The sequence below is a fragment of the Lentzea sp. genome, from assembly GCF_036380075.1.
In the GTDB taxonomy this organism is placed as follows: Bacteria; Actinomycetota; Actinomycetes; order Mycobacteriales; family Pseudonocardiaceae; genus Lentzea.
The window spans coordinates 1-26,256 of the sequence record NZ_DASVFL010000336.1 but is presented as its reverse complement, the minus strand read 5'-3'; the positions used below and the strand labels follow the sequence as shown (position 1 = coordinate 26,256).

General features: G+C 70.2%; 31 protein-coding genes. 17 read left to right on the top strand and 14 right to left on the bottom strand.

The genetic code is table 11. The annotated features are described in order from the left end of the window. The first annotated feature begins 123 nt into the window (after positions 1–123). The gene (locus VF330_RS36060; protein WP_330856220.1) at positions 124–906 is read left to right on the top strand and encodes a GNAT family N-acetyltransferase; all 783 of its coding nucleotides are present in this window, start codon (positions 124–126) and stop codon (positions 904–906) included. 21 nt (positions 907–927) lie between these two features. On the opposite strand, the gene VF330_RS36055 is transcribed toward VF330_RS36060, so the two are convergent. The 6 genes from VF330_RS36055 to hrcA all read right to left on the bottom strand — a co-directional run bounded on the left by VF330_RS36055 (position 928) and on the right by hrcA (position 5,801). After that, entirely contained in the window at positions 928–1,251 is a 324-nt protein-coding gene (locus tag VF330_RS36055) for a histidine triad nucleotide-binding protein (protein WP_330856219.1), read from the bottom strand. A gap of 10 nt (positions 1,252–1,261) precedes the next feature. Beyond that, positions 1,262–1,852 carry a TetR/AcrR family transcriptional regulator gene (locus VF330_RS36050; protein WP_330856218.1) on the bottom strand — a complete coding sequence of 197 codons (591 nt, stop codon included), beginning with the start codon at positions 1,850–1,852 and terminating at the stop codon, positions 1,262–1,264. Positions 1,853–1,862: 10 nt separating this feature from the next. Beyond that, the gene (locus VF330_RS36045; protein WP_330856217.1) at positions 1,863–2,519 is read right to left on the bottom strand and encodes an alpha/beta hydrolase; all 657 of its coding nucleotides are present in this window, start codon (positions 2,517–2,519) and stop codon (positions 1,863–1,865) included. Between the two features lie 339 nt (positions 2,520–2,858). Further along, positions 2,859–3,590 (bottom strand): 16S rRNA (uracil(1498)-N(3))-methyltransferase, encoded by a 732-nt coding sequence (locus VF330_RS36040; protein WP_330856216.1) that lies wholly within the window; start codon positions 3,588–3,590, stop codon positions 2,859–2,861. After that, complete coding sequence (gene dnaJ / locus VF330_RS36035; RefSeq protein ID WP_330856221.1) at positions 3,587–4,735, bottom strand: molecular chaperone DnaJ; 1,149 nt, start codon at positions 4,733–4,735, stop codon at positions 3,587–3,589. Before dnaJ ends, VF330_RS36040 begins: the two co-directional genes overlap by 4 nt. Positions 4,736–4,778: 43 nt before the next feature. After that, a complete protein-coding gene (gene hrcA / locus VF330_RS36030; protein WP_330856215.1) occupies positions 4,779–5,801 on the bottom strand; it encodes a heat-inducible transcriptional repressor HrcA in 1,023 nt (340 codons plus the stop codon). A 127-nt stretch (positions 5,802–5,928) separates the two neighbouring features. On the opposite strand from hrcA, the gene VF330_RS36025 reads away from it, so the two are divergent. Continuing rightward, entirely contained in the window at positions 5,929–6,156 is a 228-nt protein-coding gene (locus VF330_RS36025) for a hypothetical protein (protein ID WP_330856214.1), read from the top strand. On the opposite strand, the gene hemW is transcribed toward VF330_RS36025, so the two are convergent. Next, positions 6,157–7,365: a radical SAM family heme chaperone HemW gene (gene hemW / locus VF330_RS36020; protein WP_330856213.1), complete on the bottom strand. Its 1,209-nt coding sequence runs from the start codon at positions 7,363–7,365 to the stop codon at positions 6,157–6,159. 369 nt (positions 7,366–7,734) lie between these two features. On the opposite strand from hemW, the gene VF330_RS36015 reads away from it, so the two are divergent. From VF330_RS36015 to VF330_RS35955, 13 genes are all read left to right on the top strand, one after another. After that, positions 7,735–9,414 (top strand): nitrite/sulfite reductase, encoded by a 1,680-nt coding sequence (locus tag VF330_RS36015; RefSeq protein ID WP_330856212.1) that lies wholly within the window; start codon positions 7,735–7,737, stop codon positions 9,412–9,414. Next, positions 9,411–9,569: a hypothetical protein gene (locus VF330_RS36010; protein ID WP_030472080.1), complete on the top strand. Its 159-nt coding sequence runs from the start codon at positions 9,411–9,413 to the stop codon at positions 9,567–9,569. Before VF330_RS36015 ends, VF330_RS36010 begins: the two co-directional genes overlap by 4 nt. Continuing rightward, complete coding sequence (locus VF330_RS36005; RefSeq protein WP_330856211.1) at positions 9,566–10,261, top strand: phosphoadenylyl-sulfate reductase; 696 nt, start codon at positions 9,566–9,568, stop codon at positions 10,259–10,261. The genes VF330_RS36010 and VF330_RS36005 overlap by 4 nt, the downstream gene beginning before the upstream one ends. Next, the gene (gene cysD / locus VF330_RS36000; RefSeq protein WP_196777671.1) at positions 10,258–11,157 is read left to right on the top strand and encodes a sulfate adenylyltransferase subunit CysD; all 900 of its coding nucleotides are present in this window, start codon (positions 10,258–10,260) and stop codon (positions 11,155–11,157) included. The genes VF330_RS36005 and cysD overlap by 4 nt, the downstream gene beginning before the upstream one ends. Beyond that, positions 11,158–12,501: a sulfate adenylyltransferase subunit 1 gene (locus VF330_RS35995; RefSeq protein WP_330856210.1), complete on the top strand. Its 1,344-nt coding sequence runs from the start codon at positions 11,158–11,160 to the stop codon at positions 12,499–12,501. It abuts the gene before it with no gap. A 15-nt stretch (positions 12,502–12,516) separates the two neighbouring features. Further along, positions 12,517–13,566: an ABC transporter substrate-binding protein gene (locus tag VF330_RS35990; protein ID WP_330856209.1), complete on the top strand. Its 1,050-nt coding sequence runs from the start codon at positions 12,517–12,519 to the stop codon at positions 13,564–13,566. Between the two features lie 30 nt (positions 13,567–13,596). Then, positions 13,597–14,373: an ABC transporter ATP-binding protein gene (locus tag VF330_RS35985; protein WP_330856208.1), complete on the top strand. Its 777-nt coding sequence runs from the start codon at positions 13,597–13,599 to the stop codon at positions 14,371–14,373. Next, positions 14,357–15,229, top strand: a complete 873-nt coding sequence (locus VF330_RS35980; protein WP_330856207.1) for an ABC transporter permease — start codon at positions 14,357–14,359, stop codon at positions 15,227–15,229. Before VF330_RS35985 ends, VF330_RS35980 begins: the two co-directional genes overlap by 17 nt. Next, the gene (locus tag VF330_RS35975) at positions 15,226–15,921 is read left to right on the top strand and encodes a sirohydrochlorin chelatase (RefSeq protein ID WP_330856206.1); all 696 of its coding nucleotides are present in this window, start codon (positions 15,226–15,228) and stop codon (positions 15,919–15,921) included. Before VF330_RS35980 ends, VF330_RS35975 begins: the two co-directional genes overlap by 4 nt. 75 nt (positions 15,922–15,996) lie before the next feature. Then, positions 15,997–16,503, top strand: coding sequence for a hypothetical protein (locus VF330_RS35970; protein WP_330856205.1), 507 nt, complete (start codon positions 15,997–15,999; stop codon positions 16,501–16,503). Between the two features lie 272 nt (positions 16,504–16,775). Beyond that, positions 16,776–17,006: a hypothetical protein gene (locus VF330_RS35965; protein WP_330856204.1), complete on the top strand. Its 231-nt coding sequence runs from the start codon at positions 16,776–16,778 to the stop codon at positions 17,004–17,006. A 159-nt stretch (positions 17,007–17,165) separates the two neighbouring features. Next, entirely contained in the window at positions 17,166–17,780 is a 615-nt protein-coding gene (locus tag VF330_RS35960; protein WP_330856203.1) for a cyclase, read from the top strand. Positions 17,781–17,908: 128 nt separating this feature from the next. Then, positions 17,909–18,685 carry an enoyl-CoA hydratase-related protein gene (locus tag VF330_RS35955; protein WP_330856202.1) on the top strand — a complete coding sequence of 259 codons (777 nt, stop codon included), beginning with the start codon at positions 17,909–17,911 and terminating at the stop codon, positions 18,683–18,685. On the opposite strand, the gene VF330_RS35950 is transcribed toward VF330_RS35955, so the two are convergent. From VF330_RS35950 to VF330_RS35935, 4 genes are read right to left on the bottom strand one after another with little or no spacing between them, the layout of a single operon-like run. After that, complete coding sequence (locus tag VF330_RS35950; protein WP_330856201.1) at positions 18,682–19,098, bottom strand: hypothetical protein; 417 nt, start codon at positions 19,096–19,098, stop codon at positions 18,682–18,684. The two genes, VF330_RS35955 and VF330_RS35950, sit on opposite strands and share 4 nt — an antisense overlap. Before the next feature lie 43 nt (positions 19,099–19,141). Continuing rightward, on the bottom strand, positions 19,142–19,405 hold the full coding sequence (locus VF330_RS35945; RefSeq protein WP_330856200.1) for a barstar family protein: 264 nt from the start codon (positions 19,403–19,405) through the stop codon (positions 19,142–19,144). Then, complete coding sequence (locus VF330_RS35940; protein WP_330856199.1) at positions 19,402–19,851, bottom strand: ribonuclease domain-containing protein; 450 nt, start codon at positions 19,849–19,851, stop codon at positions 19,402–19,404. Before VF330_RS35940 ends, VF330_RS35945 begins: the two co-directional genes overlap by 4 nt. After that, positions 19,848–20,066: a hypothetical protein gene (locus VF330_RS35935; protein ID WP_330856198.1), complete on the bottom strand. Its 219-nt coding sequence runs from the start codon at positions 20,064–20,066 to the stop codon at positions 19,848–19,850. Before VF330_RS35935 ends, VF330_RS35940 begins: the two co-directional genes overlap by 4 nt. Before the next feature lie 70 nt (positions 20,067–20,136). On the opposite strand from VF330_RS35935, the gene VF330_RS35930 reads away from it, so the two are divergent. Then, entirely contained in the window at positions 20,137–21,102 is a 966-nt protein-coding gene (locus tag VF330_RS35930; protein ID WP_330856197.1) for a zinc-binding dehydrogenase, read from the top strand. A gap of 62 nt (positions 21,103–21,164) precedes the next feature. Next, entirely contained in the window at positions 21,165–22,583 is a 1,419-nt protein-coding gene (locus VF330_RS35925; RefSeq protein ID WP_330856196.1) for an amino acid permease, read from the top strand. On the opposite strand, the gene VF330_RS35920 is transcribed toward VF330_RS35925, so the two are convergent. The 3 genes from VF330_RS35920 to VF330_RS35910 form a co-directional block, all read right to left on the bottom strand. Then, positions 22,534–24,087: a DUF885 domain-containing protein gene (locus VF330_RS35920; protein ID WP_330856195.1), complete on the bottom strand. Its 1,554-nt coding sequence runs from the start codon at positions 24,085–24,087 to the stop codon at positions 22,534–22,536. The two genes, VF330_RS35925 and VF330_RS35920, sit on opposite strands and share 50 nt — an antisense overlap. Further along, the gene (locus VF330_RS35915; RefSeq protein WP_330856194.1) at positions 24,087–25,610 is read right to left on the bottom strand and encodes a DUF885 domain-containing protein; all 1,524 of its coding nucleotides are present in this window, start codon (positions 25,608–25,610) and stop codon (positions 24,087–24,089) included. Before VF330_RS35915 ends, VF330_RS35920 begins: the two co-directional genes overlap by 1 nt. A gap of 10 nt (positions 25,611–25,620) precedes the next feature. Beyond that, positions 25,621–26,256 (bottom strand): NAD(P)H-dependent flavin oxidoreductase (locus VF330_RS35910; RefSeq protein WP_330856193.1); only part of this gene is annotated, 636 nt, incomplete at its 5' end.

The window sequence follows — 26,256 nt, the reverse complement described above, 5'->3', positions numbered from 1 at the left end:
CGCGGCTTCGAGGCGCGGAACGGCGGCTGCACGCTGATGGTGCGCGGAGCCGACGACGTGCCGGGCGACCGTTCGCGCTACTTCGCACCCGCCTCGCACGCACTGGGATGAACCGGGGGATCCGTGGAACTGCGACGACTGGTACCTGAGGACCTGCCCGCGTGCTCCGACCTGGCCGAGAGCCGGTCGTGGCAGCGCGAGGAGAAGAAGTGGGAGCTACTGCTCACGCACGGCGAGGGCTGGGGTCTGTTCGACTCCGGAGGTCTCGCCGCCACGACGATCGTGACGCGCTACCCCGAACTGACGTCGATCAGCATGGTGCTGGTCGCCGAACGCGTCGCGCGCCATGGACACGCCCGGCGACTGGTATCCCATGTATTGGATACGGGTGTCTCGACGCTGTTCGCGACGCCGATGGGCCGCCCGCTCTACGAACAGCTGGGCTTCCACGCCGTCGGCTTCACCGACATCCACGCCGGCACGTTCACCGGTCCGATATCCGATATATCGCATATCGCGACGCGGGACGACCTCGACGACCTCGTCGCGCTCGACGTCAAGGTCACCGGCCTGACGCGGCCGTGGCTGTGGGAGTCGCTGCTCGCGACGGGGTCGGTCAGGGTGTCCGACCACGGCGTCGCGGGCACGTGGCCCGTGCCCGGTCAGCGGACGATCATCGGTCCGGTCATCGCGGACTCCCCCGCCGACGCGTGCGCGCTCATCGCCGACTGCGCGGCCGGCGTCGAGAGCGTGCGCGTCGACGTGCACGACCCCGAGGTGGTCGCGTTCGTGCGCCGGAACGGGCTGGAGTCGTGGGGCACGCCGACGTGGATGGTCCGCAACGCCGACAGGCTGCCCGGCGACCGCACCCGCTACCACGCGCCGCTGTTGCAGGCCCTCGGCTAGAGCTCCGGGGGCCGGGAACTCCTAGACGTGGAGCTTCTGGCCGCCGAGCAGGTGCAGGTGGGCGTGGAAGACCTCCTGCCCGCTGTCCGGGCCGGTGTTGAACAGCAGCCGGTACCCGCTCTCCGAGACGCCCTCGGACTCGGCGACCTCCTTCGCGGCGGCGAACAGGTCGCCGAGCTGCCCGCCGTCGAGGTCGACGGCGTTCGGCACGTGCTCGCGCGGGATGAGCAGCACGTGCACCGGCGCCTTGGGCTGGATGTCGCGGAACGCGAGCGTCGTCTTGGTCTCGTGCACGACCGTCGCGGGGATCTCACCGTCGACGATCCGGCAGAACAAACAGGACATGGCCCCGACGTTAGGCGAAGAAGGCGTCGAGCTGCTCGTCGACGGCCTCGACCATCTCCGCGCCGGTCAGTTCGTGCGGCCCGAGGCCGTGGTGGATGTTGAGCCCGTCGATGAGCACGATGAGCCGCCGCGCCGCCTTCACCGGCACGACGCCGTCCCGCAGCTCCCCCGCTTCCCGCGCGGCGACGAGCACCCGCTCGACCCCGCTGTACAGCTCGCGCGTGCCGTAGCGCTCCAGCTCGTGCAGCGACGGCTCGACCATCGCCCGCGGCAGGAACGACAGCAGCACCGCCGCCTCGACGCGCCGTTCCTCGTCGAGCGCGAGCATCTCGTGCGCGAACGCCCTCAGCAGCTGCCGGTTGCCGCCCGACCTGTCGATCTTCTCCAGCCGCGCGAGGAACCGGCGGTACGCGAGCTCCATCGCGAACCCGAGCAACGCGTCCTGCGTGGGGAAGTAGTGGCGCAGCGACCCGCTCGACCACCCGGACTCGGCCGCGACGGCGCGCACGGACGCGTGGTCGATCCCGTCACGCCGCACGATGCGCCAGACCGCCTCGGCGAGCTCGCGGCGGCGTTCCTCGTGGTCGACAACCTTCGGCACCCGACCATTTCTAGCACCCGCGGGCAAGCCGCCCGACAGCCGCGCGGCACCGCTCCCAGGCCTCGGTGCCCGGCGTGATGACGTCCATGTGCCCGGCCCCGGCCACGACGTCGAGCTCGGCCCGCGGCTCCGCGGCACAGAACCCGATGCTCTGCTCCACCGGAACGTCCTCGTCCCGGTCGCCGTGCACGCAGATCACCGGCTTCCCGATGGGCACCAGCGCCTGCGGCGACGCCTCGGCGAACTGCTCCTCGGTGCACAGCTCCAGCGCGCGGTTCGTGATGTGCCGGCTGAAGTCGAGCACCGCGGCCTGGGCCACCGCTCCGACCACTCGCGCGCTGTGCTTGGCCGCCCACACAGCGAGGTGGCCCCCGGCGCTGTGCCCCAGAGTCACCACGGGCCCGATGTCGACGGCGTCGATCGCCGCCAGCACGTCCTGCCCGGTCGACGGCCACCCACCACCGCCCCCGACACGCCGGTATTCGATGTTCCACACGGCGAACCCGTCGGCCACGAGCACCTCGGCCAAAGGCCGCCCGAGCTCCAACCCGTACCGCTGGTGCCAAAAACCACCGTGAATGACGACAACGGCACCCAGCGTGTCCCCGTCAGGAACAGAAAGCTCCCCGAACTGACTGACATGGTCACCGTAAGCAATTTTCTGCACACGCAAAAAGTACGTGAAAACCCGCGCGAGAACAGACCGACGAGCGCGAGATGAATGAGATTCGGCGACACGCAGGACGAGGTGGTCAGCCGCTACCCGAAACCAAGGAAGGCGCCTCGCGGTCCGAAGCCTGGGGGTCGCTTCGCCGCGAGGCGCCGACGCCGGACCGAGGGGGGAGGTGTCCGGCGAGTCCTTTGGTCAGATGGGCGTAATTGTCTACTCCGTTTACGGCTAGACCAATTGAGCCCCTCTGCAACTAGAGTAACCCCATCGGCCTGCGATTCGCTACAACTTGCGTCAAGCCAATCCATCCGATGTTCATCTTCGAAGTGACTGGCGTCACCAGCGCTGCGTGCGCACCCCGATGGCACCAAGAGCAACGGCCGCGGCGGTAGATGCACGCAGAACGGTTGGGCCCAATCGGACTACGCGTGCGCCCGAAGATCGCAAGGCGTCGAGCTCCTCCGGGGTGATGCCACCCTCGGGACCAACGACGAGCAGCACGTCCCCGTCGGCGGGCAGCTCGACGTCGGCGAGGCGGTCGACGGCGCTCTCGTGCAACACGAGCGTCACCGCGGACGACGACACGCGCTGGGCCAGCTGACCGGTGGAGACGGGTTCGTCGACGAACGGCACGCGCGAACGGCGGGCCTGCTTGGCCGCCTCGCGGACCGTGGAACGCCAGCGCCCCAACGCTTTCGCGCCGCGCGGGCCGTCCTCCCACTTCGCCACGCACCGGGCGGCGCGCCACGGCACCACACCGTCCACACCGGCCTCGGTGGCGAGCTCGACGGCGAGCTCGCCGCGGTCGCCCTTCACCAGCGCCTGGGCGAGCACCACGCGGGGCGTCGGCTGGGGTTCCTCCCAGCGCTCCGCCACGCGCAGCGACAACGCGTCGCGGTCGACCGCGACCACCGAACACCGCACCAGGACACCGGACCCGTCGGACAGAACGAGCTCCTCGCCCGCGCGCAGCCGGCGGACGGTGGCGGCGTGGCGGCCTTCGGGGCCGTCCAGCACGAACTCCTCCCCCGACGGCAGCGCCGGGACGAGGAAGACCGGCAGGGTCACCGGTTCCCGCGCGAGGCGCGCAGGCGGGAGAACAACCCGCCGCCGCCCTTGCCGTTGTGGGACAACGAGGGCTCGCTCTCCCCGCGCAGCTCGGCGAGGTCGCGCAGCAGCGTGGACTGGGCGGCGTCGAGCTTGGTCGGCACGACGACCTCGAGGTGCACGTGCAGGTCGCCGCGGCCGTCGACGCGGCCGGTGGAGCGCAGCTTCGGCATGCCGCGGCCGGTGAGGACGAGCTGCGTGTTCGGCTGCGTGCCGGGGTCGATCTGCAGTTCCTCCTCGCCGTCCAGCGTCTTCAGCGGGAGCGTGGCGCCGAGGGCGGCGGTCGTCATCGGGATCTGCACGACGCAGTGCAGGTCGGCGCCGTCGCGTTCGAAGATCTCGTGCGGGTGCTCCTCGACCTCGACGTAGAGGTCGCCGGCCGGGCCGCCGCCGGGACCGACCTCGCCCTGGCCCGCGAGGCGCACGCGCATGCCCTCGGCGACACCGGCGGGGATGTTCACCGAGATCGTGCGGCGCGAGCGGGTGCGGCCGTCGCCGGCGCACTGCTGGCACGGGTCGGGGATGACCTCGCCGAAGCCGCGGCAGACCGGGCACGGGCGGGACGTCACGACTTGGCCCAGGAACGAGCGCTGCACCGACTGGACCTCGCCGCGGCCGTTGCAGGTGTCGCACTGGACGGGCTTGGAGTTGTTCTGCGTGCCGGCGCCGTGGCAGCGGTCGCAGAGGATCGCGGTGTCGACGGTCAGCTCGCGGCTGGCGCCCGCCGCGCACTCCTCCAGCGTCATGTCGAGCCGGATCAACGCGTCCGAACCCGGCTGCACGCGGCTGCGCGGACCGCGGCCGCCGCCCGACGTGGCGCCGAAGAAGGCGTCCATGATGTCGCCGAGACCGAAGCCCGCGAACGGGTCGCCGCCACCGCGGCCACCGCCGCCGGAGTCGAGCGGGTCGCCACCCAGGTCGACGACGCGGCGCTTCTCGGGGTTCGACAACACCTCGTAGGCGGCCGTCACCTCCTTGAAGCGGGCCTCCTCGTTGGGATTGACGTCCGGGTGCAGCTGCCTGGCGAGCTTGCGGTAGGCGCGCTTGATCTCATCCTGTGTCGCGTTCTGCGAAACACCGAGGATGCCGTAGTAATCCCTGGCCACCTTGTTCGCTTTCATGTTCATCTTCTGCCGCGAGTACTTGTGGTCAACGACCGGTCAGGATGTCACCGACGTAGTTGGCAACGGCGCGGACGGCCGCCATTGTTCCGGGGTAGTCCATGCGCGTCGGCCCGACGACGCCGAGGCCCCCGAGCGGGTTGTCCCGGCTGCCGTAGCCGATGGACACCACGGAGGTGCTGCGCATCTCGGCGGCCTCGTTCTCCTCGCCGATGCGCACCAGCACGCGACCGGGGTCGCGGGAGGCGGCGAGCAGCTTGAGCACGACGACCTGCTCCTCCAGCGCTTCGAGCACCTGCCGCAGCGATCCGGGGAAGTCCGTGATGTTGCGGGTGAGGTTGGCCGTGCCGCCGAGCACCAGCCGTTCCTCCGGGTGCTCCACCAGCGTCTCGATCAGCACTGTAGCGACCCGCAGCATGGGCTCGCGGAGGTTCGACGGAACCTCCTCCGGCAGCTCGGCGACCTTCGCGGACGCGTCCGCGAGCCGCTGCCCCGCCATCGCCTGGTTCAGCACGCCGCGCAGCTGGGCCGTGTGCTCCTCGCTGATCACGTCGCCGAGCTCGACGATCCGCTGGTCGACGCGCCCGGTGTCCGTGATCAGCACCAGCATCAGCCGCGACGGCGTGATCGGCAGCACCTCGAGGTGCCGCACGGCCGCGCGCGACAACGTCGGCACCTGGATCACCGCGACCTGCCGCGTGAGCTGCGCGAGCAGCCGCACGCTGCGGCGCATGACGTCGTCGAGGTCGAGCGCCCCGTCGAGGAAGCTGCGGATGGCCCGCTTCTCCGCGACCGACAGCGGCTTGACCTCGCTCAGCTTGTCGACGAAGAGCCGGTAGCCCTTGTCCGTGGGCACCCGGCCGGCACTGGTGTGCGGCTGGGCGATGTAGCCCTCGTCCTCCAGGGCGGCCATGTCGTTGCGGACGGTCGCGCTCGACACCCCGAGGTTGTGCCGCTCGACCAGCGCCTTGGACCCGACGGGCTCCTGGTTGGACACGTAGTCGGCGACGATGGCGCGCAGCACCTCGAACCGACGTTCATCGGCGTTCATCGCTGTTTCACCTCCGTGTCCAGTGCTCCCGAGTTTACCCAGCCGATTTCGTGCCCGGTGCCCGCTCCGGAGTCGTGCTCGACCGCGGCTCCGGTTTTTGTCGGTGGTGGTCGCTAGGGTCCAAACCATGAGGGACGACAGGCGCAGGCACCTGTCAGTGGTCAGGGACGGCGACTCACCACCGGCACCGGGCAGGGCGTGCCTGGTGCACAGTGACGACGAGTGGTGGCCGGGCACGGTGACGTGGGAGGACACGCGTCGCGACGACGGGTTGTGGTGGGGCGAGGTGACGTACCGCAAGGGCGAGGAGGCGGTGACCGAGGTGCTCAGCCAGCACGACCTGCGCGCCCGCTGATCAGGGCAGCAGGCGCCGCACCACGGCGTCGGCGAGCAGGCGGCCGCGGTCGGTCAGCACGCACCGGTCGTCGAGCGGTTCCATCAGGCCGTCCGCCACCGCGGACCGGGCTTCCTCGCGACCGGCGGCGTCCAGCACGTCCAGCGGCAGGCCCTCGGCGAGGCGGAGCTCCAGCAGCACCCGTTCCACCCGCTGGTCCTCGGCGGTCAGCACCTCGCGGCCGGCCGCGGGCGACGCGCCCTCGGCGAGCAGCGACGAGTAGCGGGCGGGGTGCTTCACGTTCCAGAACCGCACGCCGCCGACGTGGCTGTGCGCGCCGGGGCCGAAGCCCCACCAGTCGGCGCCCTTCCAGTAGAGGACGTTGTGCCGGCACCGCGCCTCCACCGACGTGGCCCAGTTCGACACCTCGTACCAGGAGAAGCCGGACCGCGACAGCGTCGAGTCGACCATCTCGTACGACGAGGCCAGCACGTCGTCGTCCGGCATCGGCAGGTCGCCGCGGCGGATGCGGCGGGCCAGGCCCGTGCCGTCCTCCACGATCAGCGCGTAGGCGGACACGTGGTCGACGCCCGCGGCCAGCACGGCGTCCAGCGACGCGGCCAGGTCGGAAGGCTGCTCCCCCGGCGTGCCGTAGATCAGGTCCAGGTTCACGTGCTCGAACCCGGCCGCGCGGGCCTCGCGGGCGGCGTCGACCGGACGGCCGGGCGTGTGCTTGCGGTCCAGCACGGCGAGAACGTGCCGGGCCGCGGACTGCATGCCCAGCGACACGCGCGTGTAGCCGGCGGACAGGATGCCCTCGAAGAACTCCGGCGAGGTCGACTCCGGGTTCGACTCCGTCGTCACCTCGGCGCCGGGCGCGAGACCGAACGACTTGCGGACCGCGTCCAGCACGTCGCCGAGGCCCGAGGCGCCCAGCAACGACGGTGTGCCGCCGCCGACGAACACGGTCTCGGCCTGCACGGGCGTCCCGAGCACGGACGCGGCGAGGTCGAGCTCGCGGCGCAGGCCTTCCAGCCACGACTCGGGTGAGGCGGACGAGCCGAGCTCGCCGGGCGTGTAGGTGTTGAAGTCGCAGTAGCCGCAGCGGGTCGCGCAGAACGGCACGTGCACGTAGATGCCGAACGGGCGGGTACCGACACCGGTGACGGCGGACGGCGGAAGCGATCCGTCGGCGGGCGCGGGCTCGCCTTCGGGCAAAGCGGAGGGCATGACTCCCAGTGTCCACCACACGGCCCGAATGGCGGTTCCCGACCAGGCGAAGTGTCTGTCGGTGACAGAGATATCACTGAGTGAAACCAGCCTAGGATGTCAACTCCTCCTCGTCAATCTCAGCATTCGGTTGGCGGTGGACCACGCTCTGGACGGCATGCACACTGAGGACATGCATTCGACTGGAGTCCGCCTCGTGGCCCGCCGCCACGTCGACTTCCGTCGTGTCTCCAGCGCGATGTGCCGTCGTTCGGCATGACCACGCGCTGATTTGTTCCCGTCGGCGCTTGGTGCGCTGACGACGCCCCCACCACAAGCACCTCCGGGCTCGCACGCGCACGAAGCGCCTCGAAACCCCGGAGGATGGCGATGGTCCCGCCGCAGACGTCACCGCGCGCCAAGCAGCGTCGCGGCGAGGGGCAGTGGGCGCTCGGGTACCGAGAGCCGCTGAACCCCAACGAGCGGAGCAAGAAGGACGACAACCCGCTCAACGTCCGCACCCGCATCGAGAACATCTACGCCCACGGCGGTTTCGACTCCATCGACCCGGCCGACCTGCGCGGACGTTTCCGCTGGTACGGCCTTTACACGCAGCGCAAGCCCGGCATCGACGGCGGCCGCACGGCCACGCTGGAGCCGGAGGAGCTCGACGACGAGTACTTCATGATGCGCGTCCGCAGCGACGGTGGTGCGCTCACGACGCAGCAGCTCAAGGTGCTCGGCGAGATCTCCCAGACGTACGGGCGCGACACCGCCGACATCACCGACCGGCAGAACATCCAGTACCACTGGATCCGGATCGAGGACGTTCCCACGATCTGGCAGAAGCTCGAAGCCGTCGGCCTCACGACGATGGAGGCGTGCGGCGACAGCCCCCGCGTCATCCTCGGCTCGCCGGTCGCGGGCATCTCGCAGGACGAGGTGGTCAACGGCCAGCCGGCGATCGACACGATCCTCGAGCGCTACATCGGCGACCCGCGGTTCTCCAACCTGCCGCGCAAGTTCAAGACCGCCATCTCCGGCCTGCAGGACGTCGCGCACGAGATCCACGACATCGCGTTCGTCGGCGTGCACCACCCCGAGCACGGGCCCGGCTTCGACCTCTGGGTCGGCGGCGGCCTGTCCACGAACCCCATGCTGGGCAAGAGGCTGGGCGCCTGGGTGCCGCTCGACGAGGTGCCCGACGTCTGGGAGGCGGTCATCTCCGTCTTCCGCGACTACGGCTACCGCCGGCTGCGCCACCGCGCGCGCATCAAGTTCCTCGTCGCCGACTGGGGCCCGGAGAAGTTCCGCCAGGTCGTCGAGGACGAGTACCTGGGCCGCAAGATGATCGACGGCCCCGCGCCGGAGCAGCTCGACCAGCAGCTCGACCACATCGGCGTGCACAAGCAGAAGGACGGCCTGTTCTACGTCGGTGCCGCGCCGGTCGCGGGCCGCGTGTCCGGCTCGATCCTCGTCGAGGTCGCGAAGATCGCCGAACGGGCGGGCTCCGGCCGCGTCCGGTTCACGCCGCAGCAGAAGATCATCGTGCTCGACGTCGCCGAGGCGGAGATCGCCACGCTCAAGAGCGACCTGGCGAAGCTGGGTCTGCAGGTCGACCCGTCGCCGTGGCGCCGCGGGATCATGGCGTGCACCGGCATCGAGTTCTGCAAGCTCGCCATCGTCGAGACCAAGGCCCGTGCCCTCGACCTCGTCACGCAGCTCGAAGCCAACCTCAAGGACGTCGTCGACGGCGTCACGGCGCCGATCACCGTGCACATCAACGGCTGCCCCAACTCCTGCGCCCGCATCCAGACCGCGGACATCGGGCTCAAGGGCCAGATCGTCACGGACGAGGCGGGCAACCAGGTCGAGGGCTTCCAGGTGCACCTCGGCGGCGGCCTCGGCCTCGACGCCGGGTTCGGCCGCAAGCTGCGCGGCCACAAGGTCACCGCGGCCGAGCTGCCCGAGTACGTCGAGCGGGTCGTGCGGAACTTCGTGGCACAGCGCGAGACCGACGAGCGCTTCGCCCAGTGGGTCGCCCGCGCGGAAGAGGGTGCGCTGCGATGAGCGAACGCGCGACGCCGTTCTACTGCCCCTACTGCGGCGATGAGGACCTCAGGCCGCAGGAGGAACCGAGCTACGCCTGGCTGTGCACCGGCTGCCGGCGCGTCTTCAAGGTCTCGTTCGTCGGTCTGAACCTGCCGCAGGAGGTGAAGAAGTGAGCGATCTCAAGGAAGACCTCAAGATCGTCGCCGACGCGGCGGAGCAGGAGCTCAAGGATGCCGACGCGATCGAGGCGCTGGAGTGGGTCGCGCGGACGTTCGGCGACAGCTACATCGTCGCCTCCAACATGCAGGACGCCGTGCTGATCGACCTCGCCGCGAAGGTGAAGCCGGACTTCGACGTGCTGTTCCTGGAGACCGGCTACCACTTTCCGGAGACCATCGGTGTGCGCGACGCCGTCGGGGTCGTCTACCCGGAGGTGCGGATCGTCAACGCCGCCGCCGAGCAGTCGGTGGAGGACCAGGAACGCGAGTTCGGCCTGCTCTACCGGTCGGACCCGGCCACGTGCTGCAACCTGCGCAAGGTCGTGCCGCTGCGCCGCGAGCTCGCGAAGTACGACGCGTGGGTCACCGGTGTGCGCCGGGTCGACGCGCCGACGCGGGCGAACACGCCGATCGTGCAGTGGGACGACCGCAACGGGCTGGTCAAGATCAACCCGATCGCGCCGTGGTCCGACGACGAGTTCAACGCCTACATCCACGAGAAGGGCATTCTCGAGAACCTGTTGGTGCAGGAGGGTTATCCCTCGATCGGCTGTCTGCCGTGCACCTCGAAGCCACTGCCCGGCCAGGACGCGCGCAGCGGCCGTTGGGCGGGGCAGTCGAAGACGGAATGCGGGTTGCACGGATGACTCTGGCTCTGGACACCCTGGGACGCCTCGAGTCCGAGGCCATTCACATCTTCCGCGAGGTCGCCGGCGAGTTCGACCGGCCGGTGATCCTCTTCTCCGGCGGCAAGGACTCGACCCTGCTGCTGCACCTCGCGATCAAGGCGTTCTACCCGGCGCCGGTGCCGTTCCCGCTGCTGCACGTCGACACCGGGCACAACTTCGACGAGGTCATCGAGTTCCGCGACCGCGTCGTCGCACAGCACGGTCTGCGCCTGGAGGTCGCGAAGGTCCAGGACTGGATCGACGACGGCCGCCTCGAAGAACGCCCGGACGGCACGCGCAACCCGTTGCAGACGGTGCCGTTGCTGGACTCCATCACGCAGCACAAGTTCGACGCCGTGTTCGGCGGCGGCCGCCGGGACGAGGAGCGCGCCCGCGCCAAGGAGCGGATCTTCAGCCTGCGCACGGCGTTCGGCCAGTGGGACCCGAAGCGCCAGCGCCCGGAGCTGTGGAACCTCTACAACGGCCGGCACCGCGCCGGTGAGCACGTCCGCGTGTTCCCGCTGTCCAACTGGACCGAGCTCGACGTGTGGAACTACATCGAGCGCGAGGGCATCGAGCTGCCGGACATCTACTACTCGCACCAGCGCGACGTGTTCCTGCGCGACGGCATGTGGCTCGCGGAAGGTCCGTGGGGCACGGCGCGCGAGGGCGAGACGTTGCAGCGCAAGACGGTTCGCTACCGCACGGTCGGCGACGGCTCCTGCACGGGTGCCGTCGAGTCCGACGCCGCTGACATCCACGCGGTGATCGCCGAGGTCGCCGCGTCCCGGCTGACCGAACGCGGCGCCACGCGGGCCGACGACCGGCTGTCCGAGGCCGCCATGGAAGACCGCAAGCGGGAGGGGTACTTCTAGATGAGCGACCTGTTGAGGCTGGCCACGGCGGGGAGTGTGGACGACGGCAAGTCCACGCTCGTCGGCAGGCTGCTCTACGACACCAAGTCCGTGCTCGCGGACACGCTCGACGCCGTGCACCGCGCGAGCGCCGACCGCGGTCTCACGACGCCGGACCTGTCGCTGCTGGTCGACGGCTTGCGGTCGGAACGCGAGCAGGGCATCACGATCGACGTCGCCTACCGGTACTTCGCGACGCCGAAGCGGTCGTTCGTGCTCGCGGACACCCCCGGTCACGTCCAGTACACCCGCAACACGGTCACCGGGGCCTCCACCGCGCAGCTCGCGGTGCTTCTCGTCGACGCGCGCAAGGGCGTCATCGAGCAGACCCGCCGCCACGCCGCGGTGCTGGCGCTGCTGGGCGTGCCGAGGCTCGTGCTGGCAGTCAACAAGATCGATCTCGTGGGCTACGACGAGGTGACGTTCTCCCGCATCGCCAAGGAGTTCACGGCGCACGCCACGGCCCTGGGCTACACCGAGGACTCGGTCGTCGAGATCCCCGTCTCGGCCTTGGCGGGCGACAACGTCGTGGACAAGTCGGCGAACACGCCCTGGTACTCCGGCCCGACCCTGCTGGAACACCTGGAGACGGTGCCGGTCGAGGCCGACCCGCACGACGCGCCGTTCCGGTTCCCGGTGCAGTACGTGATCCGGCCGCGCACGGCCGAGTTCCCCGACTACCGGGGCTACGCCGGTCTGGTCGCGGCGGGCACGGTGAAGCCGGGCGACGAGGTCGTCGTGCTGCCGTCGGGCCGTCGCTCGACGGTGACGAAGATCGACACGGCGGACGGCGAACTGGCGGAGGCGGCGGCCGGCCAGTCCGTGACGCTGCTGCTGGCGGACGACATCGACATCTCCCGGGGCGACCTGATCTCGGTGGCGGGCAACGAGCCCAAGGTCACCGACGAGTTGGACGCCACCCTGTGCTGGCTCGCGGAGAAGCCCCTGCGCCCCGGCGCACGAGTCCTCGTCAAGCACGGGACGCGCACCGTGCAGGCGGTGGTCACCGAGCTGCGCGACCGCTTCGACGAGCAGACGCTGTCCAGTGTGGACGGACCTGCCTCGCTGGAGCTCAACGAGATCGGCCGCGTGGCGCTGCGCCTCGCGGAGGAAGTACCGCTGGACGACTACAGCTTCAGCCGGCGCACCGGGTCCTTCCTGGTGATCGACGCGAGTGACGGTTCCACGCTCGCCGCCGGACTGGTCGGGGCTCCGCTGCCGCTGCTCGAGAACGGCGTGGAGAGCTGTACCGGGGGCAGCACCGCTGCCCCCGACAACCACGCCCTTGTGTCCCCCGGTCCCTGAAAGGCCTGAAACCCCGTGAACCTCAAGCCCGCCCTTGCCGTCGCACTGATCGCACTGACAGCCATCTCCGGTTGCAGCCGCGCCGGAACCTCCGAGACTCCCGCCGCCGAGTCCAAGGGCGCAGCCGCCGAGGTCCGCCTCGGGTACTTCCCGAACATCACCCACGCCGCCGCGCTGATCGGCGTCGAGAAGGGTCTGTACGTCAAGGAGCTGGGCAGCACCAAGCTGACGACGCAGACGTTCAACGCGGGTCCCGACGAGGTCAACGCCCTGCTGGGCGAGTCCCTCGACATCGCCTACATCGGCTCCGGCCCGGCGATCAACGCCTACGCCAAGTCCAAGGGCGAGGCGGTGAAGCTCATCGCCGGCGCGACGTCCGGCGGCGCGCAGCTCGTGGTGAAGCCCGAGATCAACTCGATCGAGGACCTCAAGGGCAAGGTCGTCGCCACGCCGCAGCTCGCGAACACGCAGGACGTGTCGTTGAAGAAGTACCTGGCGGAGAAGAACCTCACCGGCCAGGTCACCGTGCAGAACGTGGAGAACGCCGCGTCGCTCGACCTGTTCAAGAAGGGCGACATCCAGGCCGCGTGGGCGCCGCAGCCGTGGTCGGCGCGCATCGTCAACGAGGGCGGCGGCAAGGTGCTGCTCGACGAGAAGACGCTGTGGGAGGGTGGGGCGTTCCCGACCACCGTCGTCATCGTGCGGACGAAGTTCCTCCAGGAGCACCCCGAGACCGTCGAGGCAGTGCTGAAGGGCCACGTCGCCGCCATCGACTGGGCGAAGGCGAACTCCGACGAGGCGAAGAAGGCCGCGAACGCCCACCTGGAGAAGCTCACGTCCAAGAAGCTCGGCGACAAGATCCTCGACGCCGCGTGGGACAACATCGAGCTGACCACCGACGCGCAGGCCAAGCACTTCCCGCAGCTCGCGAAGGACGCCGTGACCGCCGGTGTGGCGAAGGAGGCCGCGAACGTCGCCGGCTACGCCGACTTCACGCTGCTGAACAAGGTCCTGCAGGCGCAGGGCAAGCCGCAGGTGCAGGCAGCCGGACTGGACAAGAAGTAAGTCTTCGACGCCGAGGGAAGGCACACGACCATGACCGCCACGCTCGAGACCACTTTCCAGTCCACTGTGGATACTGCCGTCGAACTGGCCGGGGTCCGCAAGGTTTTCGGCCACGGCAGCTCCGCCGTGGTAGCGCTCGACGGGGTCGACCTCAAGGTCAAGCCCGGTGAGTTCGTGTGCCTCCTCGGCGCGTCCGGCTGCGGCAAGAGCACGTTGCTCAACATCGTCGCGGGCCTCGACGGCGCGACGGCCGGCGCGTTGACGATCAACACGTCGCGCCCGGCCGTGATGTTCCAGGAGCCCGCGCTGATGCCGTGGCTCACCGCGGCCCGCAACGTCGAGCTGGCGCTGCGCTTCGCCGGTGTCGGCCGCCTGGCGCGCAAGCGCCGCGCGCTGGAGCTGCTCGACCTGGTGCGGCTGGGCGACGTCGCGGACAAGCGTCCGCACGAGCTGTCCGGCGGCATGCGCCAGCGCGTGGCACTGGCCCGCGCGCTGGCGTCCACCACCGTCTCCGCGGACGGCGCCCCGGCGCTCCTGCTGATGGACGAGCCCTTCGCCGCGCTGGACGCCATCACGCGCGACGTGCTGCAGAGCGAGCTGCTGCGCGTGTGGGAGACGACCAATACAGCGATCATCTTCGTGACGCACGACGTCCGCGAGGCCGTGCGCCTCGGCCAGCGCGTCGTGCTGCTGTCCTCGCGCCCCGGCCGCGTCGTGCGCGAGTGGGACGTGACGGACTCGTCCGACACCGTCCTCGACGAGATCAACACACACCTGCGAGAGGTCATCAGTGGCCACGCCTCCTGACACGCTCGACAAGGTCGGCGCGGGCCTCGACGCCCTCGACGTCCCGGTCGAGACGCAGAAACCGCCGGTGTGGCGCCGGTTCCTGAAGACGGGCGTGCCGCCGCTCATCGCCTTCGCGCTGCTCCTGGGCGTGTGGCAGGGGTTGTGGGCCTCGGCGCTGCTGCCGGAGTTCCAGCTGCCCGCGCCGGTCAACGTGTGGAACGAGCTCGTCCGCTCGATCTCCACGGGCGAGGCGTTCGGCATCCTGTGGACGTCGCTGCACCGCGCCGTGCTCGGGTTCCTCGCGGCGGTGCTGATCGCGACGCCGCTGGGGTTGCTCGTCGCCAAGGTGCGGGTGGTGCGCGCGGCGATCGGGTCGTTGCTGACCGGCCTGCAGTCGCTGCCGTCCGTCGCCTGGGTGCCGGCCGCGATCCTGTGGTTCGGCGTGACGCCGTCGACGATCTACTTCGTGGTGCTGATGGGTTCCGTGCCGTCGATCGCGAACGGCCTGGTGGCGGGCATCGACCAGATCCCGCCACTGCTGCCGCGCGTCGGCCGCGCCCTCGGCGCCGGCCGCCTGGCCTCCGCCCGGCACATCCTGCTGCCGGCCGCGCTGCCCGGCTACCTGGCGGGGCTGAAGCAGGGCTGGGCGTTCTCGTGGCGCTCGCTGATGGCCGCGGAGATCATCGCGACCTCGCCCCAGCTGGGTGTCGGCCTCGGCCAGTACCTGCACAACGGCTCGTCGTTGAACGACATCAACATGGTGATCGCGGCGATCTTCCTGATCCTGCTGGTGGGCATCGGGATCGAGCTGCTGCTGTTCCGCCCGCTGGAGCGGGCGGTGCTGCGGGCGCGCGGCCTGACGGGGGCGTTGTGATCCCCCTCGTCGCCGTCGCGCACGGCAGCCGCGACCCGCGGTCGGCCGCGTCGATCCACGCCCTGCTGGACGTGGTCCGGTCGCTGCGGCCGGAGCTGGACGTGCGCGGGTGCTTCCTGGACCTGTGCGCGCCCCGGCTCGGCGACGTGCTGCGCGGACCGTCGGTGGTCGTGCCCCTGTTGCTGGGCAAGGCTTACCACGCCCGAGTCGACGTTCCGGCCGCCGTCGCGGAGTCCCGGGTTCCCGCGGTCGTGACTCCGGTGCTGGGACCTGATCCCCGGTTGGAGTCGGCCGCGTTGCGGCGGCTGGCCGAGGCAGGGATCTCGTTCGGGGACAGGTCTCTGGGCGTCGTGCTGGCCGGCGCCGGCTCGTCGCACGCTCCCGCGAACGAGGCCGTGGCGCGGGTGGCCCGGCGGTGGGCCCGCGAGTCGGGCTGGGCGGGCGTGGAGGCGGCCTTCGCCTCGATCGCCTCGCCCACGGTGCCCGAGGCGGTGCGGAAGCTGCGGGACGGGGGCGCCACGCGGATCGCCGTCGCCTCCTGGTTCCTCGCACCGGGACTGCTGCCGGACAAGATCGCCTCGCTGGCGGGGGACGCCGTGGTGGCGCGGCCGTTGGGGGACGACGTCGAGGTCGCGCAGCTCGTGCTGGACCGGTACGACGAGGCGGTGGCTCGGCAGGTCGTGGCGGCCTGAGCCGTTCACCGGCCGGGTTTCGCTTTCAGCATCACCGGAACAGGAGTTGCCGGGGCTGCCTGGGATCCTGTTCGGATGCACATGTTCGTCGACGAGACCGAACGCGCCGGCCACCTGCTCGCCGCGACGCTCGTCGCTCCCGCCGCGCTGCACTCGACCCGATCCCTGATGCGGGGGCTGCTGCTGCCCGGCGAGCGACGAGTCCACTTCAAGTCCGAGAAGGACAGCCGCCGCAAGTTCATCGTGTCGCGCATCGTCGAGCGGTCGTTCGAGGTCCTCGTGGTGTCGAGCAGCGAGAAAGGCGACCGGGCTCGCGGCGTTCTGCTGGAACGACTGGTGGTGCAGGCGGTCGAGCGCGGCGTGACCCGGCTCGTCCTCGACTCCCGTGACCACGCGAGCAACGGACGCGACCGCGTGGTGCTCGCTCGGACGAAGGCGCGCGATGCGGGCATCGTCTACGAGCACATCCAGTCGTCCGCAGAGCCGGCGCTGTGGGTCAGCGACGCCGTCGCCTGGTGTCTGGGTGCCGGTGGTGACTGGGTGCGGCGAATCGGGCCGGTCGTCACGCGTGTCGAGCCCTGAACAGCGCGAAGCCCAGGCAGCAACCGTCCGGAAGCGCACCTGGGCTCACTTCCTCCACCTAGTGGCAGAGGCTATGGGCACAGCCTAGCACATTTGATCCCAACCGTCGCGCACCCCAACTCCGCCGCCGCGAAGTCCGCCGAACCGCACCGGCGCCGTGTCGACGCGTGGTACCAACTGCACAACGACACCGGGGGGGCAACGTGCGCGACAAGCATCGAAGAAACCGTTACAGCGGCCGATCGCTGTCCGGGGCGCCGTTGTGGATCAAGGTGACGGTGTGGGTGGGCGTGCTGCTCGCGATCGCGGGTTTCGGAGTCCTCGGGTACGGCTTCGTGACCACGCTGGACGCGTTCACATCGGCATTCCCCACTGCCATCGAGCCGGGGCGGTTCACGCCGCCCAGCTTCGAAGGCCTGAACCTCGGGCTGGGTTTCGGGCTCTTCTTCGCGGGTTTCGTGGTGTCCGCCGTCGGCGCCCTGGCCAACGAGACCCGGCACTGACCCGCCGGCGCCACTTCCGATCACCGCCACGAGATCGAGTCCGCAGGTCCGATCGGGCGATGTGCACCGTGAACCGTTGACGTGAAACCTACTCATGAGTAGTCAGGTGACTACGCCGCGCGCTGGGAATGTCCCTCGTCCACTCAACGGGGAGAGGCCATGAAGCTAGCCGGAATCGGGTCCCTGCTACTCGTACCGATGCTGATGTTCGCCACCAACGCGTCAGCAGCCGCTCCGCAGACCATCACCTACAAGCTCCGGGCGAGCGCCGTCGGGCAGACGACGGACTTCACCCTCGACCAGGGCGTCGACGCGTCGGCACCGGCGAGCGTCGCGGCCGGCGGCACCCTCGCGGTCACCATCGACCCCGCGCCCAACACCGTCCCGGCCGAGGCGGGCGGCCGTCAGGTCCGCGAGATCAAGGGCCTCGCGCTCAAGCTGCCGGTGCCCGCGAACTCGTCGTTCAGGTCCGCGAGCCTGTCCGGTGGCGCCGGACTCGGTGGCACGCCGACGATCGGTCTGTCCGGCAGCGACGTCGTGCTGAACGTGCCCGGCCCGATCAAGGGCGGCGCGAGCTTCGAGCTGCCGACCGTCACGATCAACCTGACCGCGGGCACCGGCGGCTCGATCGCCACGAAGCTGGGCGGCACCAGCTACGACGCTCCCGGTCTCACCTTCACCGCCGTGGTCAGCGTCATCGGCTTCCCGGTCAACGCCGCCGCGAAGGGCTACCCGGACCCCAGTCCCGTCCTGACGACCACGACCATCGGCTGACTGCTGCCCCACCCCTGCCGGGCACCAGACAGCGACCGCATGCGGTGCGCAGGTCCTCGTGACCTGCGCACCGGCGCGGTTTCCCCACAGCTGCTGGACGTCCATCGCGAACGGATAGGGTCAGCGGCATGGCAGACGAGCTGGTCCACTACGAGGTGCGGCGTGGCATCGCGACGATCACGCTGGACTCCCCCCACAACCGCAACGCCCTGTCGTCACAGCTGCGCCGGGAGCTCCGCGAGCACCTGACCGCGGCCGCGGGCGACGACGAGGTGCGGGTGGTCGTGCTGACCCACACGGGCACCGTGTTCTGCTCCGGCATGGACCTCAAGGAGGCCGCCGGCGCGAGCGCGGGAGACCAGGGCGTCAACGAGTTCCCCGCGATCCTCGAACAGCTCTGGACCAGCCCCAAGCCGGTCGTCGCCGCGCTCAAGGGGCCGGCCCGCGCGGGCGGCGTCGGCATCGTCGCGGCGTGCGACATCGCCGTCGCCGCGAACGAGGCCACGTTCGCGTTCAGCGAGGTCCGGATCGGTGTCGTGCCCGCGGTCATCTCGGTGACCGTGCTGCCGCGCCTGCTCCCCCGCCAGGCGCACGAGCTGTTCCTCACCGGTGAGGCGTTCGACGCGCAGCGGGCCGTGCAGATCGGCCTGCTCAACTCCGCCGTGCCGGTGGACGGCGTCGACGCCGAGGTCCGCCGCTACACCGACATGCTCGCGCTCGGCGCGCCGAACGCGCTCGCGGCCACCAAGGAGATGCTCCAGCAGGAGCGGTCCACGAACCTCGGCGAGGTCTTCGCGGACATGCTCAAGCTCTCGGCGCAGCACTTCGGGGGTCCCGAGGGCCAGGAGGGCATCACGGCGTTCCGGGAGAAGCGCAAGCCGTCCTGGGTGCCCGCGGAGGGCTAGAACCAGCCGGTGCACTCGATCACGCCCTGCGACGACCCGCAGGCGCGCATGATCCTGCCGTCGTTCTTGAACGCGTCGGTGAACTTCGCGCTGCCAGAGTCGATCCTGGTGTACCCGAGGAACCCCTCGTGCCCGTCGGCCGAGGGGTCCTTGCGGTCGGTCCAGATCTCCTCGCCGGGCGTGCCGGACGAGATGCGCCCCCACGCGCACTTGGACTTGTTCGACGCGCGCAGCTCGACCACCCGGCCGGTCTGCATCGTCACGGGGTTGTCGCCGTCGGCGGTGTCGAACGGCGTGAAGCCCTGTTCCTGCGAGCAGTCGGGGTCACCGGCGAACGAGACGGCCGGGCACAGCACTCCTGCGACGACAACGACGCCGAGCGCGTGGCTCAGACGGCGGAAAAGCGTTCCCATGGGGCTGCACTGTCCACTCCGGACGACAATGCCGCAGCGCCGTTCACCTTTCCGTGCGAATGACGCGCAGTTTCCGGTCACCCGGTTCAGCGGTGGCCCTGACGGCGTCGCGCAGGACCTCCGCGACGTCCGGGTCCAGGTCAGCGGGCACGACCAGGACGTACTCGCCCTCGGGCAGCCACGAGAGGTCGGTCAGGCTGTCGTGCAGCGCGTCGAGGTTCTGCCCGAACCAGGAGGGAAAGTCGAGGGCTTTCGCAATGGCCGCGATCGCCGCCTTCTTCTCCGAAACGAGAATGTGCCGTTTCATTTCTTCACGTCCACCACGACGAACGACGAATAGTGGTCGCCGGTGTAGAAGACTTCTTTCTCCGAGCCGGTGACGAGCCGTCGCGCGCCGCGGTCGGGACTGCCGGGCGTCGGCACGGTGTACTCCTTGTAGTACCCGGACTTCTGCTGCGGCAGCCGCTTCTCGCGGTTCTCGAACGTCACGCCGTCGTTGCGCGGGTACGGGAACGGCCCGTTCGCCTCGATCAGCTTCCACGTCTTCACGGCCTCGGCCGGCAGCTTCGACAGCGCCTGGACGTCCATGCCGGACTTCGCGCCGGGGACGGCACCGGCGGCGGCACTGCTGGAGGCGGACGGTTTCGCGTTCTCGGGCGGCGTCGCGGTGGTGCCGTCCTTGACGAACCACCCGATGACGACAAGAGCGACGAGCCCGACCAGTGCGACGGTCAGGCGACGACCAGGACTCACGCGGCGACCTTCTCCGGTTCGGGCTCGGGTTCGGGCTCGGCGTCAGGCACCGAGGCCGGGTTCTTGGCGCCCCAGTCGGCCACGCGGTCGATCAGCCGCGCCACGCCCAGGCAGAGCGGCAACACCACGATCATCACGACGGGGAACTGCACGGCGACGGGCAGCTGCACCAGCCACAGCTCGACCCCGTCCCACCACTGCACCAGCCAGTCCACCTGCCCGACTGTAGTCCCGTGACCGGTGTCACGGCATTTGGCCACGATCCAGGTGGGTATGTTGCGAACCATGTTCGCCGTTTACGCAGCAGAACCCGGTCCTGAGAACCCGCTGGCCTCGCTCCGCGTCGGCGAGCGCCCCGAGCCCGAGGTGCCCGCCGGGTGGGTGCGCGTCGCCGTCAGGGCGGCCAGCCTCAACATGCACGACCTGTGGACGCTGCGCGGTGTCGGCATCAAGCCCGAGCAGTTCCCGATGATCCTGGGCTGCGACGGCGCGGGCGTCCTCGACGACGGCACCGAGGTGGTGCTGCACTCCGTCATCGGCGACCCGGGCTGGGACGGCGACGAGACGCTCGACCCGAAGCGCACGCTGCTCACCGAGAAGCACCAGGGCACGTTCGCCGACCACGTCGTGGTGCCCGCCCGCAACGCGCTGCCCAAGCCCGCGGACCTGTCGTTCGCCGAGGCCGCGTGCATGGGCACGGCGTGGCTGACGGCGTACCGGATGCTGTTCGTGAAGTCCGGCCTGCGCCCCGGCCAGACGATGCTCGTGCAGGGCGCGTCGGGTGGTGTGTCGACCGCGCTGATCCAGCTGGGCCGTGCCGCCGGGTTCCGCATCTGGGTCACCGGCCGCACCGAGGAGAAGCGCGCGCTCGCCGAGTCGCTGGGCGCGCACGCCACCTTCGAGTCCGGCGCGCGCCTGCCCGAACGGGTCGACGCGGTGTTCGAGACCGTCGGCAAGGCCACCTGGTCGCACTCGATGAAGGCGCTGAAGCCCGGCGGCATCGTGGTGATCTCCGGCGCGACGTCCGGCGACGCGTCCGCGGCCGAGCTGCAGCGGCTGTTCTTCCTCCAGCTGCGGGTCGTCGGCTCGACCATGGGCACGCGCGAGGAGCTGGGCGACCTGCTGCGGTTCTGCGCGACCAACGGCCTCAAGCCGCAGATCGGCGCGGAGCTGAAGTTCGAGGACGCCGAGCAGGGGTTCCGGTCGATGCTCGACGGCGAGACCGCCGGCAAGATCGTCTTCACGCGGTAGCAAAAAGGCGCAAAACGCCCTGCCGGTCAGCGGGCGCGGCCGAACCGCGTGACAGTGACCTCATGACCACGCAGGGCGTTTTCCGGCGCAAGCCCATCGACCAGATCGCCGAGGACACCGGCGACGGGCTCACCAGGACACTGGGCCTGTGGCAGCTCACGGCGATCGGCATCGGCGGCATCATCGGCGCCGGCATCTTCTCGCTCGCGGGCGCCGTCGCGAACAAGACCGCGGGCCCGGCCGTGCTGGTCTCGTTCCTCGTCGCGGGCATCGCGAGCGCCGCGGCGGCGTTCTCGTACGCCGAGTTCGCGGGCCTGATCCCCAAGGCGGGCAGCGCCTACACCTACGGCTACGCGGTGCTGGGCGAGATCGTCGGCTGGTTCATCGGCTGGGACCTGCTGCTCGAGTACACCGCGATCGTGGCGGTGGTCGCGATCGGCATCTCGGGCTACTTCACCGAACTGCTGTCACTGCTGAACATCCACCTACCGCAGTGGATGCTGGGCGCGCCGGGCACGGAGACCGGTGACGTCGCCCCGGGCTCGTACAAGGTGAACCTGTTCGCGGTCCTGCTGTGCCTGCTGATCGCGTACGTGCTGAACACGGGCATGAAGAACGCGGCGCGGTTCGAGACCACGTTGGTGTACCTGAAGGTCGCGGTCGTCGCACTGGTCGTCGTCGTCGGCGCGTTCCACATCGACACCGACAACTACAACCCGTTCTTCCCGTTCGGCATCTCGGGTGCCCTCACGGGTGCGGCGACGGTGTTCTTCGCGGTGTTCGGCTACGACGCCATGTCGACCGCGGCCGAGGAGTCGAAGGACTCCCAGAAGCACATGCCCAAGGCCATCATCTACTCGCTCGCGGTGTCGATGGTCCTGTACGTGCTGGCCTGCCTGGTGCTCACGGGAATGGTGAACTACAAGGACGTCGACGCGGAGTCCGCCTTCGCCACGGCGTTCGCCGACGTCGGCCTGCCCGCGCTCGGCATCGTCATCAGCGTCGGCGCGATCCTCGGCATCACGACGGTGCTGTTCACGTTCCTGCTGGGCGCGGCCCGCGTCGGGTACTCGATGAGCCGCGACGGGCTGCTGCCGCCGTGGTTCGCGAAGACGCACCCGGTGAAGCGCGTCCCGTCGCGCATCACCTGGGTGCTGGGCACCGCCTCCGCGGCCATCGCCGGGTTCCTGCCGATCGCCGAGGCCGCCGAGCTCACGAACATCGGCATCCTGCTGGCGTTCGTCGTGGTCTGCGTCGCCGTGATCGTGCTGCGCTACAAGCAGCCCGACCTGCCGCGCACGTTCCGGACGCCCGGCATGCCCGTCGTGCCGGTGGTCGGCGTGCTCTTCTCGCTCTGGCTGATCACGTTCCTCAACCCGGAGACCTGGCTGCGGTTCGCCGTCTGGTTCGTGATCGGCCTGGTCATCTACTTCACCTACTCGAAGAAGCACTCCGTCCTGGAGCGCCCGACCAAGCGGTGACGATGTCGTCGAGGGTGGAGAGCGGCACCGCGCCGCTCCCCACCACCAGGTCGTGGAACGCGCGGACGTCGAACCTGTCGCCCATCCTCGCCTCCGCCTCGGCCCGGACGCGCTGGATCTCCAGGCGCCCCACCATGTACGCGAGCGCCTGACCGGGCGTCTCGATGTACCGGTCGATCTCGGAGTGGATCTCCGGCTCGGTCATGACCGTGTTGTCGCGCAGGTAGTCGACGGCCTTCTGCCGCGACCAGCCGAACGCGTGCAGGCCGGTGTCGACGACGAGCCGGCTGGCGCGCATCGCGTCGAGGCCGAGCATGCCGAGGCGCTGCTCGTCGGAGGAGTAAAGGCCCATCTCGTCCGCGAGGCGCTCGGTGTAGAGGCCCCAGCCTTCCAGGTACGCCTCGATGAACGCGTACTTGCGCATGTTCGGCAGTTCGGTCTCGGCGGCGATCGTGAACTGGTAGTGGTGGCCCGGCACGGCCTCGTGGAACGCGGTCACCTCGGACAGCGTGCGGCTGCGTTCGGTGGCGCCCAACGGGTTGAGCCAGTACGTGCCGGGACGGCTGCGGTCGGCAGGCGCGGGCTGGTAGAACGCGATCGCCGACGTCCGCTGCTCCTGCGCGGGCACGGCGAGCACCTGGCAGCCGACGCCCGGCATGCGCCCGAACCACTTCGGCGCCTCGGCCTCGGCGCGCGCGATCGCCTCGACCGCGCTCGCGATCATCTGCTCCTCGCTCTCCCACAGCAGTTCCGTGCGCAACCGGCGGAAGATCTCCGGCACGTCCTTCGTGCCCCACAGCCGCGAGCCGATCTCGGCGTACTCCTCGCGCAGTGAGGCGATGACGTCGAGCCCCAGCCGGTGCAGCTCGTCGGGCGTGCGGGAGGTCGTGGTGTAGTTGCGGACCAGGTTCGCGTAGTTGCGCTCGCCGTCGGGCAGCCAGCACAGGCCCGCGTGCTCGTCGTCGCGGCCGTCCTCGACCGACGCCAGCACGTCGCGGAACCCGGCGACGGCGGCGCGGATCCCGTCCGAGTGCCCGCCCTCCCACTCCTGCACCGGCTGGGCCAGGAAGGCGTCCATGCGCTGCACACCGGTCTCCAGGTGACGGCGCAACGGCCGGCGGTCGGAGTCGCGGACCCGGTCGCCCGCCTGCGCGATGTAGCGCGGGAACAGGCCGAGCCGCTGGGAGACGTCGATCTTCGACGAGATCATGAGCAGGCCGTTCACCGGCGCGCTCATCGTCGCGACGGTGTGCTCGACCAGCCGCGCGTCGATGCGGTCGACGATCGCCCTGCCCTGCTGGCGGATCACCGCGAGCGTGACGGGGTCCTCGGAGGTGTCGGTCTCCGCCTTGTCGAGGATGCCGGCGAGCCGGTCGCGCACGGTCCGCTCGCTGTCGGCGCTCAGCTCCTCCAGCCGGTCCTCCCAGCCCGGCACCCCGAGCATCGAGGCGGACAACGGCGAGTGGTCCATGAGCGCGGAGAACATCTCATCGGCAAGTGACATCAGGCCCTCCCGGACCAGTCGGAGACAAGATCACCCAACGTGGACAACGGTACGATGCCGTTCTCCAGCACCAGGTCGTGAAACGCCCGGATGTCGAAGTCGCGCCCCAGCGCCTTCTCGGCGCCGGCCCGGATCCGCAGGATCTCCAGGCGCCCCACCATGTACGCGAGGGCCTGCCCCGGCGTCTCGATGTACCGGTCGATCTCGGAGTCGATCTCCGAAGGGTCCATCACGGTGTGCTCGCGCAGGTAGTCGACGGCCTGCTGCCGCGACCAGCCGAGCGCGTGCAGGCCCGTGTCGACCACCAGCCGGCCCGCGCGCATCGCGTCGAGGCCCAGCATGCCCAGGCGCGCCTCGTCCGAGGAGTAGAGCCCCATCTCGTCCGCCAGGCGCTCGGTGTAGAGCCCCCAGCCTTCGAGGTAGGCGTCGATGAACGCGAACTTCCGCACGTTCGGCAGCTCGGTCTCGGCGGCGATCGAGATCTGGAAGTGGTGCCCGGGAACGGCTTCGTGGAACGCCGTCACCTCGGACAGCGTGCGGCTGCGGTCGGTGGCGTCGAACGGGTTCAGGAAGTACACGCCGGGCCGGGAGCCGTCGAGCGCCGCGTCCACGTAGTACGCGAACGGCGCGTTGGCGCGGTCTTGCTCCGGCACGAACCGCACCTCGCAGCGCGCCTCCGGCAGCCGCCCGAACCACTTCGGCGCCTCGGCGTTCGCCCTGACGACAGCCTGCTCGGCACTGACGAGCATGTCGTTCTCGTTGTCCCACAACAGTTCCGTGCGCAACCGGCGGAAGATCTCCTGCACGTCCGAAGTGCCCCACAGCCGCGAGCCGATCTCCGCGTACTCCTCGCGCAGGCCGGCGATCAGGTCGAGCCCGAGCTGGTGCAGCTCGGCGGGCGTGTAGGACGCGGTGGTGTAGTCGCGGACGAGTCGGCGGTAGTTCTCCTCGCCCTCGGGCAGCCAGCACAGGCCCGCGTGCTCGTCGTCGCGGGCGGGAAGGCCCAGCAGCGTCTCGCGGTACCGCGCGAACGCGGGACGCACGTCGGCGTCGCCCTCCCACTCCTGGCGCGGCGAGGCGAGGAACCGTTCGACGTGCGCCGCGCCGCTCTCCACGTGCCGGCGCAACGGCCGGCGATCGGTGTCGGTCAGCCGCGCCGCCACCTGCTCGAGGAAGCGCGGGACGCCGTGGACGCGCTGCGAGAAGTCGATCTGGGAGGCGTTGCGGAGCAGGAGCGTGACCGGGGAGTTCAGTCCCCTGGCGACGCTGTGCTCCACCAGGCGGGCGTCGACCATGGTGATGATCGACTCGGCCTGGTGCCGGATCACGTCCCGCGACACCGGGTCCTCGTCGCTGGTGTCCAGCCGGGCCAGGACGTCCGTCAGCCGCCCGCGCAGCTCCTGATGGCCTTCGTGGCTGTGGTCTTCGAGCCTGTCGTCCCAGCCGGGGACGCCGACGAGGGTGGCGAACATCGGGTTCCAGTCCATCATCGCCTGGAACGTCTCATCCGAGAGCGAGGTCACGCTCTCCTTCTTAGCCGCGCCCGAAGCGCTCTGCCAGGGATCTGACCGCCTCGTCCAGCTCGGCGCCGATCCGCCGCACGACCTCGCCGGCCGGTTCCGCGGTCGCGAGCGCGTACGTCGTGCCCGCCCACAGCGACATGACCTCCAGCTCACCGGTCGCGCGCACCGGCCGGGTGAGGTGGTGCACGTTCGGGTAGGCGGCGGGCGCGTGGGCGCTGTTCTCGACCAGGAAGCGGTTCACGAGACCGCGGGCGGGACGTCCGCTGAATGCGCGGGTGAGCGCGGTGCGCCGGCCACCTTCGGCGAGCGCCTTCCGTTGCACCGCAGCGGTTCCGGCCTCCGGGCTGCTGAGGAACGCGGTGCCGAGCTGTGCGGCGACGGCACCGGCGGCCAGCACGGCGGCCACGTCGGCGCCGGTGACGAGCCCGCCGGTCGCGATCACGGGCAGGTCGACGGTGTTCTTCACGAGCCGGATGGCCGCGAGCGTGCCGTACAGCTCGCCGCCGCCGGGTGAGATGCCGTCGTCGGTGAACGTGCCGCGGTGGCCGCCCGCGTCCACGCCCTGCACGCACACGACGTCCGCGCCGATCTGCTGGGCCTGCCGCGCCTCGCTCGGCGTGGTGACCGTCACGACGATCGTGGACCC

Bases quoted from the DNA above. Each gene is read 5' to 3' on its own strand.
- cysD (WP_196777671.1), top strand. From the start codon at position 10,258: ATGACTCTGGCTCTGGACACCCTGGGACGCCTCGAGTCCGAGGCCATT.
- VF330_RS35970 (WP_330856205.1), top strand. From the start codon at position 15,997: ATGCACATGTTCGTCGACGAGACCGAACGCGCCGGCCACCTGCTCGCC.
- VF330_RS35955 (WP_330856202.1), top strand. From the start codon at position 17,909: ATGGCAGACGAGCTGGTCCACTACGAGGTGCGGCGTGGCATCGCGACG.
- VF330_RS36025 (WP_330856214.1), top strand. From the start codon at position 5,929: ATGAGGGACGACAGGCGCAGGCACCTGTCAGTGGTCAGGGACGGCGAC.
- VF330_RS35950 (WP_330856201.1), bottom strand. From the start codon at position 19,098: ATGGGAACGCTTTTCCGCCGTCTGAGCCACGCGCTCGGCGTCGTTGTC.
- VF330_RS35945 (WP_330856200.1), bottom strand. From the start codon at position 19,405: ATGAAACGGCACATTCTCGTTTCGGAGAAGAAGGCGGCGATCGCGGCC.
- VF330_RS36055 (WP_330856219.1), bottom strand. From the start codon at position 1,251: ATGTCCTGTTTGTTCTGCCGGATCGTCGACGGTGAGATCCCCGCGACG.
- VF330_RS35920 (WP_330856195.1), bottom strand. From the start codon at position 24,087: ATGTCACTTGCCGATGAGATGTTCTCCGCGCTCATGGACCACTCGCCG.
- VF330_RS36010 (WP_030472080.1), top strand. From the start codon at position 9,411: ATGAGCGAACGCGCGACGCCGTTCTACTGCCCCTACTGCGGCGATGAG.
- VF330_RS36015 (WP_330856212.1), top strand. From the start codon at position 7,735: ATGGTCCCGCCGCAGACGTCACCGCGCGCCAAGCAGCGTCGCGGCGAG.
- VF330_RS35995 (WP_330856210.1), top strand. From the start codon at position 11,158: ATGAGCGACCTGTTGAGGCTGGCCACGGCGGGGAGTGTGGACGACGGC.
- VF330_RS35985 (WP_330856208.1), top strand. From the start codon at position 13,597: ATGACCGCCACGCTCGAGACCACTTTCCAGTCCACTGTGGATACTGCC.
- VF330_RS35930 (WP_330856197.1), top strand. From the start codon at position 20,137: ATGTTCGCCGTTTACGCAGCAGAACCCGGTCCTGAGAACCCGCTGGCC.
- VF330_RS35925 (WP_330856196.1), top strand. From the start codon at position 21,165: ATGACCACGCAGGGCGTTTTCCGGCGCAAGCCCATCGACCAGATCGCC.
- hrcA (WP_330856215.1), bottom strand. From the start codon at position 5,801: ATGAACGCCGATGAACGTCGGTTCGAGGTGCTGCGCGCCATCGTCGCC.
- VF330_RS35960 (WP_330856203.1), top strand. From the start codon at position 17,166: ATGAAGCTAGCCGGAATCGGGTCCCTGCTACTCGTACCGATGCTGATG.
- hemW (WP_330856213.1), bottom strand. From the start codon at position 7,365: ATGCCCTCCGCTTTGCCCGAAGGCGAGCCCGCGCCCGCCGACGGATCG.